This is a genomic window from Pseudomonas sp. RIT288 (genome assembly GCF_000631985.1).
Lineage (GTDB): Bacteria > Pseudomonadota > Gammaproteobacteria > Pseudomonadales > Pseudomonadaceae > Aquipseudomonas.
The window spans coordinates 258902-272388 of sequence record NZ_JFYN01000005.1 but is presented as its reverse complement, the minus strand read 5'-3'; the positions used below and the strand labels follow the sequence as shown (position 1 = coordinate 272388).

Annotated in this window: 10 protein-coding genes; 8 read left to right on the top strand and 2 right to left on the bottom strand. The window is 61.9% G+C overall.

Annotated elements, in window-relative coordinates:
- Nucleotides 1–4 precede the first annotated feature (4 nt).
- The 3 genes from BW33_RS07140 to BW33_RS07130 all read left to right on the top strand — a co-directional run bounded on the left by BW33_RS07140 (nucleotide 5) and on the right by BW33_RS07130 (nucleotide 2892).
- Nucleotides 5–865, top strand: a complete 861-nt coding sequence (locus BW33_RS07140; protein WP_047597996.1) for a MurR/RpiR family transcriptional regulator — start codon at nucleotides 5–7, stop codon at nucleotides 863–865.
- A gap of 1 nt (nucleotide 866) precedes the next feature.
- Nucleotides 867–2324 carry an N-acyl-D-amino-acid deacylase family protein gene (locus BW33_RS07135; RefSeq protein ID WP_047597995.1) on the top strand — a complete coding sequence of 486 codons (1458 nt, stop codon included), beginning with the start codon at nucleotides 867–869 and terminating at the stop codon, nucleotides 2322–2324.
- Between the two features lie 199 nt (nucleotides 2325–2523).
- On the top strand, nucleotides 2524–2892 hold the full coding sequence (locus BW33_RS07130; RefSeq protein ID WP_047597993.1) for a glyoxalase superfamily protein: 369 nt from the start codon (nucleotides 2524–2526) through the stop codon (nucleotides 2890–2892).
- A 59-nt stretch (nucleotides 2893–2951) separates the two neighbouring features.
- Here the strand turns inward: BW33_RS07130 and BW33_RS07125 are convergent, their stop codons facing one another.
- Nucleotides 2952–3317 (bottom strand): DUF6124 family protein, encoded by a 366-nt coding sequence (locus tag BW33_RS07125; RefSeq protein WP_047597992.1) that lies wholly within the window; start codon nucleotides 3315–3317, stop codon nucleotides 2952–2954.
- Between the two features lie 489 nt (nucleotides 3318–3806).
- On the bottom strand, nucleotides 3807–4823 hold the full coding sequence (gliR, locus tag BW33_RS07120; protein ID WP_047597991.1) for an AraC family transcriptional regulator GliR: 1017 nt from the start codon (nucleotides 4821–4823) through the stop codon (nucleotides 3807–3809).
- Between the two features lie 211 nt (nucleotides 4824–5034).
- Between gliR and BW33_RS07115 the strand changes: the two genes are divergently transcribed.
- From BW33_RS07115 to BW33_RS07095, 5 genes are all read left to right on the top strand, one after another.
- A complete protein-coding gene (locus BW33_RS07115; RefSeq protein WP_047597989.1) occupies nucleotides 5035–6630 on the top strand; it encodes an FAD-binding oxidoreductase in 1596 nt (531 codons plus the stop codon).
- A gap of 5 nt (nucleotides 6631–6635) precedes the next feature.
- On the top strand, nucleotides 6636–8231 hold the full coding sequence (locus tag BW33_RS07110; protein WP_047597988.1) for a glycerol-3-phosphate dehydrogenase/oxidase: 1596 nt from the start codon (nucleotides 6636–6638) through the stop codon (nucleotides 8229–8231).
- 20 nt (nucleotides 8232–8251) lie between these two features.
- The gene (locus tag BW33_RS07105) at nucleotides 8252–9820 is read left to right on the top strand and encodes an FGGY-family carbohydrate kinase (protein WP_047597987.1); all 1569 of its coding nucleotides are present in this window, start codon (nucleotides 8252–8254) and stop codon (nucleotides 9818–9820) included.
- A gap of 230 nt (nucleotides 9821–10050) precedes the next feature.
- Complete coding sequence (locus BW33_RS07100) at nucleotides 10051–11340, top strand: phospholipase (RefSeq protein WP_047597986.1); 1290 nt, start codon at nucleotides 10051–10053, stop codon at nucleotides 11338–11340.
- Between the two features lie 43 nt (nucleotides 11341–11383).
- A complete protein-coding gene (locus BW33_RS07095; RefSeq protein ID WP_047597985.1) occupies nucleotides 11384–13342 on the top strand; it encodes a DUF1302 domain-containing protein in 1959 nt (652 codons plus the stop codon).
- Nucleotides 13343–13487: the final 145 nt, after the last annotated feature.

Sequence of the window (13487 nt, the reverse complement as noted above, 5' to 3'; positions counted from 1 at the left end):
CGCCATGGACATCCTTTATCAGATCCGCGCCCGTCAGGACTCCTTCAGCGCGGGCGAGGGCCGCATCGCCCGGCTGATGCTCGACGACGTCGGTTTTGCCGCCTCCGCCAGCCTCGAAGAACTGGCGCAACGGGCCGAGGTCAGCACCGCCACGCTGTCGCGTTTCGCCCGCACGGTGGGCTGCCGCGACCTGCGTGATCTGCGCCTGCAACTGGCTCAGGCCAGCGGCGTTGGCAGCCGCTTTCTCGACCCGGCGGGCACGCCCGAGCAGTCGGCGTTCTACGGGCAGATTGTCGGCGACATCGAAACCACGCTGCGCCAGCATCTGGCCGGGTTTGACGAATCGCGCTTCGCCGATGCGGTAAAAATGCTCGGTCAGGCACGGATGATTCATGCGTTCGGCATGGGCGGTTGCTCGACCCTGTGCAGCGACGAGTTGCAGGTGCGCCTGGTGCGCCTCGGCTACCCGATTGCGGTGTGCCACGACGCGGTGATGATGCGCGTCACCGCCGCCAGCCTCAGTGCCGAGCAAGCGCTGATCGTCTGCTCGCTGACCGGCATCACCCCGGAGCTTTTGGAAACCGTCGAACTGGCGCGCAACTATGGCGCGCGCATTCTGGCCATCACCCGCGCCGACTCGCCGCTGGCCGAATTGGCCGACATCGTTCTGCCGCTGCAAGGCGCGGAAACTTCGTTCATCTACAAACCGACGGCGGCGCGCTACGGCATGTTGCTCGCCATCGATGTGCTTGCGACCGAGCTGGCGCTGGCCAATCCTGAAGACAATCAAGAGCGTCTGCGGCGGATCAAACTCGCCCTCGACGAATACCGTGGCGGTGACGATCACCTGCCGCTGGGAGACTGAGATGCTGTACGACACGCTGATCCGCAACGCCACCGTCATCGATGGCAGCAACACGCCCGGCTACCGCGCCGATGTGGCGATTCTCAACGGGCGCATCGAGCGTATCGGCGACTTGCACGATGCCCGCGCCACGGAAGAAATCGACGCCGCCGACCGCGTGCTGGCCCCGGGGTTCATCGACGTGCACACCCACGACGACACCGTGGTCATCCGTCAGCCGGAGATGTTGCCCAAGCTCAGTCAGGGCGTGACCACGGTGATCGTCGGCAACTGTGGGATCAGCGCCTCGCCAGTCAGTTTGCAAGGTAATCCGCCGGACCCGATGAACCTGCTCGGCACCGCAGCGGCGTTCGTTTATCCCCGTTTCAGCGATTACCGCGCCGCCGTCGAAGCGGCGAACACCACGTTGAACGTGGCCGCGTTGGTTGGCCACACCGCGCTGCGCAGCAACCACCTCGACGACCTGTTCCGCACCGCCACGCCTGACGAAATTGCCGCGATGCGCGAGCAATTGCGTGAAAGCCTTGAAGCCGGCGCGCTCGGTTTATCCACAGGCCTGGCCTACGCCAGCGCCTACAACGCCTCCACCGACGAAGTGAAGCAACTGACCGAAGAACTGAGCGCATTCGGCGCGGTGTACACCACCCACCTGCGCAGTGAATTCGAACCGGTGCTGGAGGCGATGGAAGAAGCGTTCAGCATCGGCCGTCACTCGCGGTCACCGGTGATCATCTCCCACCTCAAATGCGCCGGTGTCGGTAACTGGGGGCGCAGTCCGCAGTTGCTCGCATCGCTGGAGGCAGCGGCGAAAACCCAGCATGTGGGCTGCGATTGCTATCCCTACGCGGCGAGCTCTTCGACACTGGATCTGAAGCAAGTCACCGACGCTCATCGCATCACCATCACCTGGTCGACGCCGCATCCTGAAGTCAGCGGCCGCGACCTGATCGACATCGCCGCCGAATGGAATGTGCCACTGCCCGACGCCGCCAAACGCCTGCAACCGGCGGGCGCGGTGTACTACGGCATGGACGAGGCGGACGTCCGAAAAATCCTCGCGCATCCGCTGTCGATGGTCGGGTCTGACGGACTGCCGGAAGACCCGTTCCCGCATCCACGCCTGTGGGGCGCTTTCCCACGAGTGCTCGGACATTTCAGTCGCGATGTCGGGCTGTTTCCGCTGCACACCGCCGTGCACAAGATGACCGGCCTGTCGGCGGCGCGGTTTGGCTTGAAGGAACGCGGTGAGATTCGTGAGGGAAACTGGGCGGATCTGGTGTTGTTCGATCCGGCGACGGTGCGCGATGTGGCGGATTTCACTGATCCGCAACGGGCGGCGCAGGGGATTGATGGGGTGTGGGTCAATGGCGTGTTGAGCTATCGCGACGGGCAGGCGAATGGTCGCCGGGAAGGGCGGTTTCTGGCACGCGAAGGTGATCTGCGCGCAGGTTTTCGTTGATGGTGATGACGCCAAAAGATCGCAGCCTGCGGCAGCTCCTACAGGAGATCGCATTCCAATGAAGGAGCTGCCGAAGGCCGCGATCTTTTGATCTGCGTCTCATAGTGGCACTCTGAGATTAAAGAATGTCGAAACCAAGCCGAATTGCTGACATCACGCCCAGCTACACTTTTGGGCCAAACAAGTCAGGGAGCACCCCATGAGCTTCGGCAAAACCACCCCGATCCTGCGGATCTTCGATGAAGCCAAGGCGTTGGAATTTTACGTCGACTTCCTCGGCTTCAAGATCGACTGGCAGCATCGTTTCGAAGCGAACTTCCCGCTGTATGTGCAGGTGTCGCGTGGTGAGTGCGTGCTGCACCTGTCCGAGCATCATGGGGATGCGACGCCGGGCTCGGCATTGCGTATCGAGACCGATGAGCTGGAGGCGTTTCAGCAGCAGTTGCTGGCCAAGGACTACAAGTTCTCGCACCCACAGATTCAGGCGATGCCGTGGGGCAGTCAGGACATGACGATTGCTGATCCGTTTGGTAATCGGTTGGTGTTTACCAACGCGATCAGTGTTTGAGTCGAGCCGACAAAAAAGCCCGTTGCCAAACCACAAAGGTCTGGCCGCGGGCTTTTTCGTTATTCGGTCGGCACTAATTGATCCAGCACCCGATTGACGGCGATTTCCGCCACCATCACCACTTGTGCGATGCCTTGCAGGGTCTTGCGGTGCGAGCCTTCAAGCAGGCCGGCAAAGTCGTTGAGCATCACGGTGGCCGAGCCGAGGCTTTCGCAGGCGTCGGCCAGCAACGGTTCGGTGCCGCTGGCCGGATTGGCCATGTAGAGACGATTGGGCTGGTATGGGGTGGCCATGATGGCGGGCCTCGGTGGGCCGAGGTAGTGGTCGAGGGCGCGCTCGGCGGCTTCGTGGAATTTCCTTGAATCGGGGGATTCGTAGGGGGAGGCCGCGTCGGTGGATGGCGGGTTGGGTGTAACTTTGAACATGATTTTGGGTCCTGAAGTAGGAGCCATCACCGCTTCTCTACTAATAAGAAGAGGTGGCAGCTGTGCGCAGGTTAGTAGACCGGGGACCCAGGGAAAACCGGCGCGCTCGAAAGCGCCCTACGCACAGCCACCATAGAGTGCAGGCGGAAAATGCCTGACTGTTTGATGTGCAATGCACCCTGGAAGAACCTCGGGCTACTAAACCCGATCACTGGAAATCAGTGATGGACTCAAGTTACCGACGGCCTCCAAGGCGCACAAGCCGGCGGATTCTGGCGTAGCCGTAGGCAGCGGCGCAAGGATTTGTGGGTGGTTTCGCGTAACGCTGAGTGTCCTTAAACATCTGCGCTAAAAAATGTTTATTGCGTTATGGCGGCTGGCCCCATCGCGAGCAGGCTCACTCCTACAATTGATCTTCAGTGAGCGCAGATTTTGTGTTCCGCACGACTCACTGTAGGAGTGAGCCTGCTCGCGATGGCGCCAGTCCTGTCACCCCCGATGCATCTGCCGAAACTCCCCCGGCGGCATCCCGCGCCGGCTCTTGAACGTGCGATGGAACGACCGCGGCTCGGTAAACCCCAGATACTGCGCAATGTCCTGAATCGGCAACGTACTGTTGAGCAAATAATGCTCGGCCAGCTCCTGACGCAAATCATCCAGAATCTGCTGATAAGACGTCCCCGCCAGATGCAACTGACGCTGCAACGTACGCACCGAAACCGCGAGCTGCTCGGCCACCTGTTCCTTGCGCGGCAAGCCTTCCTTGAGCAACTGGCGCAGGATGCTTTTGACCCGCTGCTCCAGCGACGCATCCTCCAGTGTCGCCATCAACCCCTTCGCATGTTCTTCCAGGGTGCGCAGCAATTGCGCGTCGGCCTGGCGCAGCGGTAATTGCAGGTACGCCAGAGGCACGATCAGCGCCGAATACGCCTGCTCGAACAGCACCGGGCAATCGAAAAACGCTTCGAATTGCGCCTGGCTGGCGTCTGTCGGGCACGGATGTTCCAGCCACACGGCGGCGGGCGACATCTGCGTGTCGGCGATCCAGCGCGCATATTGCAGCCAGGAGCCGAGGACGTTTTCCACCAGATGCCGACGAATCCGCGGACGCTCGTAGCGGCAAGTCCAGATCAGGTGAACGTGGCCGTCCTGCACTTCGGCACGGCTGACGCCCATGTCGCCCACCAGTTTTTCGAACGGCATGATCCGGCTCATGGCGTCGCCCAGAGTCGCGCAGTTCATGGTGATGTAACCGAGCACGCTCCAGGAATTGGGCAGGACGAAGTTCGCGGCATTGAGACCAAACAGCGGATCGCCCGAGTGCTCGCAGAAATAGTCGAGCAGGCGCTCATGGGTTTCACCCGGCAGGCGCAGGCTGTTGTCGCTCAGTTGCTGCGCCTGCAATCCGGCTGCCGCCAACGCCGGCTCGATGGCCATGCCCAGTTGCTCGGCATGGCGCACGTATTTGAGCAGCGGCGGAACCGAGGTGAAGCCGAGCGATTGCATGATCCGAATCCCTTGATCAAGGCCTGCGTGAGCGAATGAATGCCTGAAAGGTAATTTGAAACCCCGACTAAAGTAAATGGCTGGCACTTGCGCGACGTTTGACTCAATTGGCTACTCGAACTGGCCGGATGCGACCGTGACACTTTTCGGCCGCTGACTAGTATGGAGGCCTGCCACATCACTGATCAGACTGCATAAGAAGGACACACGCATGCGACGCTGGAACGGCTGGGGAGAGGCAACCACGGTGGTCGAACTGCCGGCCCATGGCGCGAGTTTTCTCCATGAACGACTGGGGGCCGGGCACGTGTTGCCCGATGCCACGCTGGAGTCGGCATTGGCACGGGTGCCGCTTTCGCGGCTGGCGGCGCACGCCTTGTACAGCGTCGACGCCCATGATCGTCTGCTGCACGCCCGGGGCCAGAGCCTGCCGGACTGGCTGGCGCTGCGCGAAGGCGCGCTGGGCAACTATCCGGACGCGGTGGCGTTTCCCGAAACCGCCGGGCAGATCCGCCAATTGCTGGCGCTGGCCCATGAGCAGGATCTGTGCCTGATTCCCTACGGCGGCGGCACTTCGGTGGCCGGGCATATCAACCCGCCGGATTCGACGCGGCCGGTGGTGACGGTGTCGCTGGCGCGGATGAATCGCCTGATCGACCTCGACGAACAGAGCCAACTGGCGACGCTCGGTCCCGGTGCCAGTGGCCCGCAGGTGGAAAGTCAGCTGCGCGCTCGCGGCTACACGCTGGGGCATTTCCCGCAGTCGTGGGAGTTGTCGACGCTGGGCGGTTGGGTCGCCAGTCGCTCCAGTGGTCAGCAGTCGCTGCGCTATGGGCGCATCGAGCAATTGTTCGCCGGCGGGACCCTGGAAACCTTCGCCGGGCCGTTGGAAATTCCGACATTTCCAGCCTCGGCGGCGGGGCCTGATCTGCGCGAAGTCGTGCTCGGTTGCGAGGGCCGTTTCGGGATCATTTCCGAGGTCAAGGTGCGGGTCAGCCCGCTGCCGGCTGATGAACGTTTTTACGGGGTGTTCCTGCCGAGCTGGAGCAAAGCGCTGCAAGCGATCCGCCAATTGGCGCAGGCGCGAGTGCCGCTGTCGATGCTGCGCCTGTCGAACGCGGTGGAGACCGAAACCCAACTGGCGCTGGCCGGGCATCCGCAGCAAATCGCCTGGCTGGAAAAGTATCTGAACCTGCGCGGCGCCGGTGAAGGCAAGTGCCTGCTGACCTTCGGCGTGACTGGCAATCGTCGGCAAAATGCGCTGTCGCTGAGCCAGGCGCGCCAGCATCTGAAAGCCTTCGGCGGTGTGTTCACCGGTACGTTGCTTGGCAAGAAGTGGGCGCAGAACCGCTTCCGTTTTCCCTACCTGCGCGAGAACCTGTGGAACGCCGGTTACGTGGTCGACACCCTGGAAACCGCCACCGACTGGAGCAACGTCGACAACCTTCTCAACCTCATCGAAAACAGTCTGCGCGATGCCTTGGCAGCGGAGGGCGAACGGGTGCATGTGTTCACCCATCTGTCTCACGTCTACGGCGAAGGTTCGAGCATCTACACCACTTACGTGTTTCGCCCGGCGGCGGATTATCCGACGACGCTGGCGCGCTGGCAGGCGCTCAAACACGCGGCCAGCCAGACCATCGTCGACAACCACGGCACCATCAGCCACCAGCACGGCGTCGGCAAGGATCACGCGCCGTACCTGCCGCGCGAAAAAGGCGCGCTGGCGATGGATACCTTGCAGGCGCTGAGCAGGCACTTCGATCCGGCCGGGCGCCTCAACCCCGGCACCCTGTTGCAGGAGTGACGGTCATGCACCCGGACTGGAACGCTGCGTGGCGCCAGCAAACCTTGCCGACATTGGCCGACGCAAGCTGGGACCTGATCGTCATCGGCGGCGGCATCAGCGGTGCCGGAATCCTGCGCGAAGCGGCGCGGCGCGGTTGGCGTTGTCTGCTGCTGGAACAACGGGATTTCGCCTGGGGCACCTCCAGCCGATCGTCGAAAATGGTTCACGGCGGTTTGCGTTACATCGCCAAAGGGCAGTGGCGTCTGACCCGTGATTCGGTGCGCGAGCGCCAGCGCCTGCTCGACGAAGCGCCGGGGCTGGTGGAACCGATGAGTTTCATGATGCCGCACTATCGCGGCGGTTTTCCCGGGCCGCGTGTGCTCGGTGGCTTGTTGTCGGTGTACGACGCGTTGGCGGGACGCCGCAGCCATTGTTTTCATGACGCGCAGCAACTGCGTTTTCTGGCGCCGGGGGTGAAGGAAAACCACCTGCTCGGCGGCACCTGTTTCGTTGATGCGCTGACCGATGACGCACGGCTGGTGATGCGCGTGTTGCACGAAGCGCGGGCCGATGGCGCAGTGGTGCTTAACGGGGTGCGCGTTGAACATTTGCTGCGCGAAGACGGCCGGGTGTGCGGGGTTCAGGTTGAGGATTGCGAGGCGGGCGGGTCGCGGCAATTGCGTTGCGGCGTGCTGGCGGTGGCGACCGGGGCATGGGCTGAGCGCCTGCGTTTGCCCGAGGCTCCGCGACAATTGCGCCCGCTGCGTGGCAGTCATCTGCTGTTGCCGGGCTGGCGCTTGCCGGTGGCGCAGGCCTTCACTTTTCTGCATGAGCGTGACCGTCGGCCGGTGTTTGTTTTTCCGTGGGAAGGGGCAACGGTGATTGGCACCACCGACCTCGATCATCGCGAGAATCTGGACCAGAGTGCGAGCATCAGCGCCGAAGAACTCGACTATCTGCTGGCGGCTTGCACGCAACAATTTCCAGGTGCCGAAGTGACGGCGAACGATGTGCTGTCGACCTGGTCCGGCGTACGTCCGGTGGTGGGCAGCGCGGCGGGTGAACAGCAAGGCAAACCGTCGAATGAAACCCGTGAACATGTGCTGTGGCAGGAGCCGGGTTGCGTCACGTTAGCCGGCGGCAAGCTGACAACATTTCGTCCGCAAGCCATCGAAGTGCTCAAGGCCTGTGCCGACATGCTTGGCCGCCATTTCGAAGATGATGGCGCCGCCGTTTTTGCCGCCGTAGCGCCACTGTCGATCCCCGGACTCAGCCCGCAACAGTGGCGACGTCTGGCCGGACGCCACGGTCGCGATCTGCCGCGACTGGCGCAGTTGATCACCGAGTTGGGCCACGAAACGGTCGGCAACACCGACACCTTGTGGGCAGAACTGGCCTTCGCCTGTGAGGCGGAAATGGTTCTGCACCTCGATGATCTATTGCTGCGCCGCACCCGTCTGGGCCTGTTGCTGGCGTGCGGTGGCGAAGCGCATTTTGTTGCCATCCGCCAACTCTGCCAGCCTCGCCTGGGCTGGGACGATGCACACTGGCAGCAAGAGCTGCAGCGTTACCGGGCGTTGTGGCAACGCCATCACGGCCTGCCGGATGCCACGCCTTGATGCCCCTTGAAGAGAGCGCCATGGATAACCACTCGAACAAGCGCTACCTGCTGGCGATCGACAACGGCACCCAGAGCGTGCGCGCATTGCTCTTCGATTTGCAGGGCAATCTGCTCGGCAAAGGCAAGGTCGAGTTGCAGGCGTACTACTCGACGCAACCGGGCTGGGCCGAGCAGGACCCGGAATATTACTGGGCGAAACTCGGCGAGGCCTGTCAGCAGGTATGGGCGCAAACCGGGATTGATCGCTCGCAGATTGCCGGCGTCTCACTGACCACTCAGCGCGGCACGGTGATCAACGTCGATACTCAGGGCAAGCCGCTGCGCCCGGCCATTCTTTGGCTCGATCAACGCCAGAGCGAAGTCGAGGGCGGGATCAAGGGACCGTGGGGCTGGCTGTTCAAACTGGTCGGCGCGCAGGCTACCGTGGATTACTTTCGTGCTCAGGCCGAGGCCAACTGGATCGCCAGACACCAGCCTGAAGTATGGGCGGCGACCGACAAGTTTCTGCTGCTCTCGGGCTTTCTCACCCATCGCCTGTGTGGGCGCTTTGTCGACTCTGTCGGATGTTGCGTCGGCTATCTGCCGTTCGACTTCAAACGCCTGAAATGGGCCGCGCCCAGTGACTGGAAATGGCAGGCGCTGGCGGTACGTCCGGAGCAATTGCCGACCTTGCACAAACCCGGTGAAACCCTCGGCTACATCAGCGCTGAGGCCAGCCGCCACACCGGGATTCCCGAGGGCTTGCCGCTGATTGCCGCGGGCGCTGACAAGGCCTGCGAAGTGGTCGGTTCCGGCGTGGTCGATACGAGCACCGTGTGCCTGTCCTACGGCACCACCGCGACGATTACCAGCACCCGTTCGCGCTATCTGGAAATCGTCCCGCTGATCCCGCCGTACCCTTCGGCGGTGCCGGATCAGTACAACTGCGAGGTGATGATTTATCGCGGTTACTGGATGGTCAGCTGGTTCAAGAACGAGTTCGGCCTGCGCGAAATGCAGCAGGCGAAAGAGCAGGGCATTGAACCCGAGCAACTGTTCGATGCGCTGGTGAACGCGGTGCCGCCGGGATCGATGGGGCTGATGCTGCAGCCGTACTGGTCGCCGGGGATTCGTGAGCCGGGCGTCGAGGCCAAAGGCGCGATGATCGGCTTCGGCGACGTGCACACTCGCGCGCACATTTACCGGGCGATTCTGGAAGGGCTGGCGTATGCCTTGCGCCAGGGGCTGGAGAACATCGAGAGGCGTTCGAAGGTGTCGGTCAAGCGTCTGCGAGTGGCCGGTGGCGGTTCGCAGAGTGATGCAGCGATGCAGCTTACGGCAAATATTTTTGGCCTGCCGGCGGAGCGTCCGCATGTGTATGAAGCGTCCGGGCTGGGCGCGGCAATTTGTTGTGCGGTGGGGTTGGGCTTGTATGCGGATTTCCCCACGGCGATTGCTGCGATGACCCGAGTCGGGACGGTGTTCACCCCGCAACCCGAGGCGCAGCAGGTCTATGAGCGTTTGTACAAAGAGGTGTACCTGCGCATGTATCGCCAGCTCAAGCCGCTCTATCAGAGCATCCGCAAAATCACCGGTTACCCCGCCTGAAGAAACACCACCAATCCCCCTGTAGGAGCTGCCGCAGGCTGCGATCTTTTGATCTTGTTTTTAAAGAATCAACGTCAAAAGATCGCAGCCTTCAGCAGCTCCTACACAGGGGGGTGGTGATCCTGAAATGGCGCTATCGGAGACTTTTTCTGGTGAGATCGGACAGTGTCAGCGCCGGGGGCGGTTGTTAGGCTCAACCCCCACAGCACCTCCAATAAGAATTAAAAGCAATGAAGCTGACCTTTCTCCTGTTGCTGCTTTGTGCAATGGCCCCGACGGCGTGGGGCTGGTCGAACCACACGGTGGGCAGCTATCTGGCGTTGCAGGAATTACCGGCGCTGCGTGATGCGCCGCCGGTCGAGGTCGAGCCGCTGGAGCATTTTCTCGCCGAGCAATATCCGGCCGTGGTTGCACTGCTGGAGCAACAGGAAAGCTTCGCCCGTGAACACTTCACCCAGTACCCGCCGCGCCCCGACAATCTGAAGTTGCCAGCGGTGCCGGGTGACAATCTGCGCCACGACTTTCTCACGGCGTTGCGGCTCAATCCGCGCATTCATCTGGCGATGGTCATTCAGCCGCTGCCGGGCCAAGACCTGCCCGAACGCGAACCTCTCAGCGCCGATCAGGTGATGGTCGAGCAGACGCTTTCGCCATGGAATCGCCAGCGTTTCATTCGCGTGGCGGACGGCGAGAAAGTCGCACCGCTGGCGGTACTGGCAAGCGCTGCCGACGAGCCGGATTACGGTCACGACATCAACCTGTTCAGCGACAACCCCGGCGAGGTCGGCGCGCTGTATGGCTTCGGCCTGCAGCCGTTTGGCGATGCGCGTTTTCAGTACAGCTCGCAGGCGCCGTTCCACATGGGCTTCTTCCATGAAAGCGCGGTGGTGTATGCCGCTGCCGGATTTCTTCAGCGCAGTTGGCCGGACTGGCGCGCCTATCAATACCTGGGGCTGGCGCGTTTGGCGTTCGCCAGTGGCCATTCTTACTGGGGTTACCGGTTTCTCGGGTGGGGCGTGCACCACGTGCAGGACTTGACCCAGCCGTATCACGCCAAGCCGCTGCCCGGGGTCGAACTGCCCAGTCTGTTGCTGCTGGAAGGCAAGGCGCTGGCTGGTTTTGCCGATGATAAAAAAGCCTCGATCGAACGCGTCGCCACCCGCCACATGGAAATCGAGAAGTATCAATCGACCTGGCTGCGTCGCGTGCTGCGCACCGGTCAGGCGCATCCGATGCTCGCGGCCTACGCCGATGTCGCTCAAGACCAACAGTATCCGCCGTACTCGGTGGACTACTTGCGCGAAGTGGTCAGCGCCGAGTCGGTCGAGGACTCGGCAGCGTTCGATGAAGCCATCGGCCAGTGGCTGGAGACGGCTCCGGTCACCGGTGATTTCAGCAGCGGCAACCAGTTGCAGCGCGAGCGTTTCGAACATCCGGCACTCAATCAGCAGCTGTTCAAACTGCTCGGGCATTTCGGCGCGCACAGCCGGATTTATGTCCGCGCGGGGCTGGCACCGTAGCCATCGCGGCCACGCAAAAAACAATAAGAACAAGGAGGAACCCATGATCAACACTCGATTGCGCCTCACCGGCGTGGCACTTCCCGGTGTCGGCCTGGCAGGGCTGCTGCAACTCTGCGCGGTGGATCCGGTGCAGGCTGCCGAGTTCAGCGTGCTGGACAATCAAGTCACCGGCTCGATCGACACGACGCTGTCCTATGGTCGTTTGTGGCGGGTGCAGGGGCGCGACAAGAACAACGATGACGTCAACACCAACGACGGCAATCGCAACTTCGATACCGGGCTGGTTTCCGAGGTGTACAAGATCACTTCGGAGCTGGAAGCCAACTACCAGAACTACGGGATGTTCCTGCGCGGCACGGCGTTCTACGACACCCAGTTGATGGACAAGCGCAACGATTACTACCGCAACAACAACCCGTCGCAACCGAGTCAGAGCTATCCGCAGGACGACCGTTTCACCAGCCAGACCCGCGACATCGCCGGCAGCCGGATCGAGATGCTCGACGCCTATGTCTACGGCAACTGGGACGTGGCGCAGATGCCGGTGACTGCGCGGGTCGGGCGTCAGGTGTTCAACTGGGGCGAGGGGATTTTCTATCGCGGCGGGATCAACACCACCAACCCGGTGGACGCGGCGAAGTACCGTTTGCCGGGGGCCGAGGTCAAGGAAGTGCTGATGCCGGTGGAGGCCTTGAGCTTCAACATTGGCCTCAGCGATTCGCTGACCCTGGAAAGTTTCTACCAGACCAACTGGAAAGAAACCCGCATCGATCCGGTTGGCACTTTCTACTCGCAGACCGATCTGTTCGCCGATGGCGGCAACACCGGTTACAACAACTTCGGCGGCACCGCGCTTGATACCCCGGTGCCGGGCTTCGGCAACGTCATTGGTCTGTACAGCGCACTGGGCAACAACCCGTTGCTCGGCCCGGCGCTAAAAAGCACCGGCCTGTACGCCAACGGTGTGACGCCGGCCTACGGCAACACGCTCAAGGTGGCGTCGATCGGCAAGGACTACAACGCACGCAACGACGGTCAGTTCGGCTTCGCCTTCCGCTACATCGCCGAGGAACTCAACAGCACCGAGTTCGGCCTGTATCTGGTCAACTACCACGCCAAGGAGCCGACCATCGCCGCTGACCTCGGTGGCTACAAGGGCATCGACATGAATGCCCTGACCAACATGCTCTCCAGCGTGGCCGGCAGTCAGGCCGGAGCGTTGGCCAACGGTCTGGCGACGGCCGATGTGATGGGCAACATCCAGGCGCATCGGCGTTATGCCGAAGACATTCGCATGTACGGTTTCAGCTTCAACACCACTTTGGGCCAGGCTTCGGTGTTCGGTGAAATCGCCTATCGACCGAACCTGCCGATCGGTGTGGCGGCCACCAACGATTTGATCGGTGACCTGGCCAACGGTGCCGCCGTAGCGGTGACCGGCAAGCCCGTCAACGTCGGCGGGCAGATGGTCACCCTCGACAGCGAGATCAATAACGCCGAGCGCGTGGAGGCGTTCAACACCTCGCTGGGCAGCATCTACAACTTCGGGCCGACGCTGTCGTTCGACTCGATGTTCGGCATCTTCGAACTGGCCTCCGAACACCTGCGCGGCAGCAGCCTGCAATACACCGCTTACGATGGCAGTACGCGTTATTACGCGGGTACCGGCAACACTTCTTATGTGTCCGGCGGTGATCGTGACGATCAGGTCAACCGCGACTCCTACAGCTACACGGTGATGTTCAACGGCACCTGGAACGACGTGTACGCTGGGGTCAACGTCTCGCCTTACGTCGTCTACAAGGATGACTTCAAGGGCAACAGCTATCAGGCCGGCAACACCATCGACGGGCGCAAGGCCTACACCCTGGGGATCAAGGCCAACTACCAGAACAAGCTCGAAGCCGAGGTGCAATACACCAACTTCTGGGGCGGCGGGCAGAACAACGGGATTCGCGACCGCGACAACGTCGGGTTCAACCTCAAGTATTTCCTTTGATATCCAGAACACAGGCGCACCCCTTGTAGGAGTGAGCCTGCTCGCGATAGCGGATTTTCAGTCGCAGTAAATGTTGTCTGACACACCGCTATCGCGAGCAGGCTCACTCCTACAAGGGACTTGCGGTGATTTTCAGACCTCACTC

Excerpts from the sequence above, each read along its gene's own strand:
- BW33_RS07140 (WP_047597996.1), top strand. The coding sequence starts at position 5 with ATGGACATCCTTTATCAGATCCGCGCCCGTCAGGACTCCTTCAGCGCG.
- BW33_RS07135 (WP_047597995.1), top strand. The coding sequence starts at position 867 with ATGCTGTACGACACGCTGATCCGCAACGCCACCGTCATCGATGGCAGC.
- BW33_RS07130 (WP_047597993.1), top strand. The coding sequence starts at position 2,524 with ATGAGCTTCGGCAAAACCACCCCGATCCTGCGGATCTTCGATGAAGCC.
- BW33_RS07125 (WP_047597992.1), bottom strand. The coding sequence starts at position 3,317 with ATGTTCAAAGTTACACCCAACCCGCCATCCACCGACGCGGCCTCCCCC.
- gliR (WP_047597991.1), bottom strand. The coding sequence starts at position 4,823 with ATGCAATCGCTCGGCTTCACCTCGGTTCCGCCGCTGCTCAAATACGTG.
- BW33_RS07115 (WP_047597989.1), top strand. The coding sequence starts at position 5,035 with ATGCGACGCTGGAACGGCTGGGGAGAGGCAACCACGGTGGTCGAACTG.
- BW33_RS07110 (WP_047597988.1), top strand. The coding sequence starts at position 6,636 with ATGCACCCGGACTGGAACGCTGCGTGGCGCCAGCAAACCTTGCCGACA.
- BW33_RS07105 (WP_047597987.1), top strand. The coding sequence starts at position 8,252 with ATGGATAACCACTCGAACAAGCGCTACCTGCTGGCGATCGACAACGGC.
- BW33_RS07100 (WP_047597986.1), top strand. The coding sequence starts at position 10,051 with ATGAAGCTGACCTTTCTCCTGTTGCTGCTTTGTGCAATGGCCCCGACG.
- BW33_RS07095 (WP_047597985.1), top strand. The coding sequence starts at position 11,384 with ATGATCAACACTCGATTGCGCCTCACCGGCGTGGCACTTCCCGGTGTC.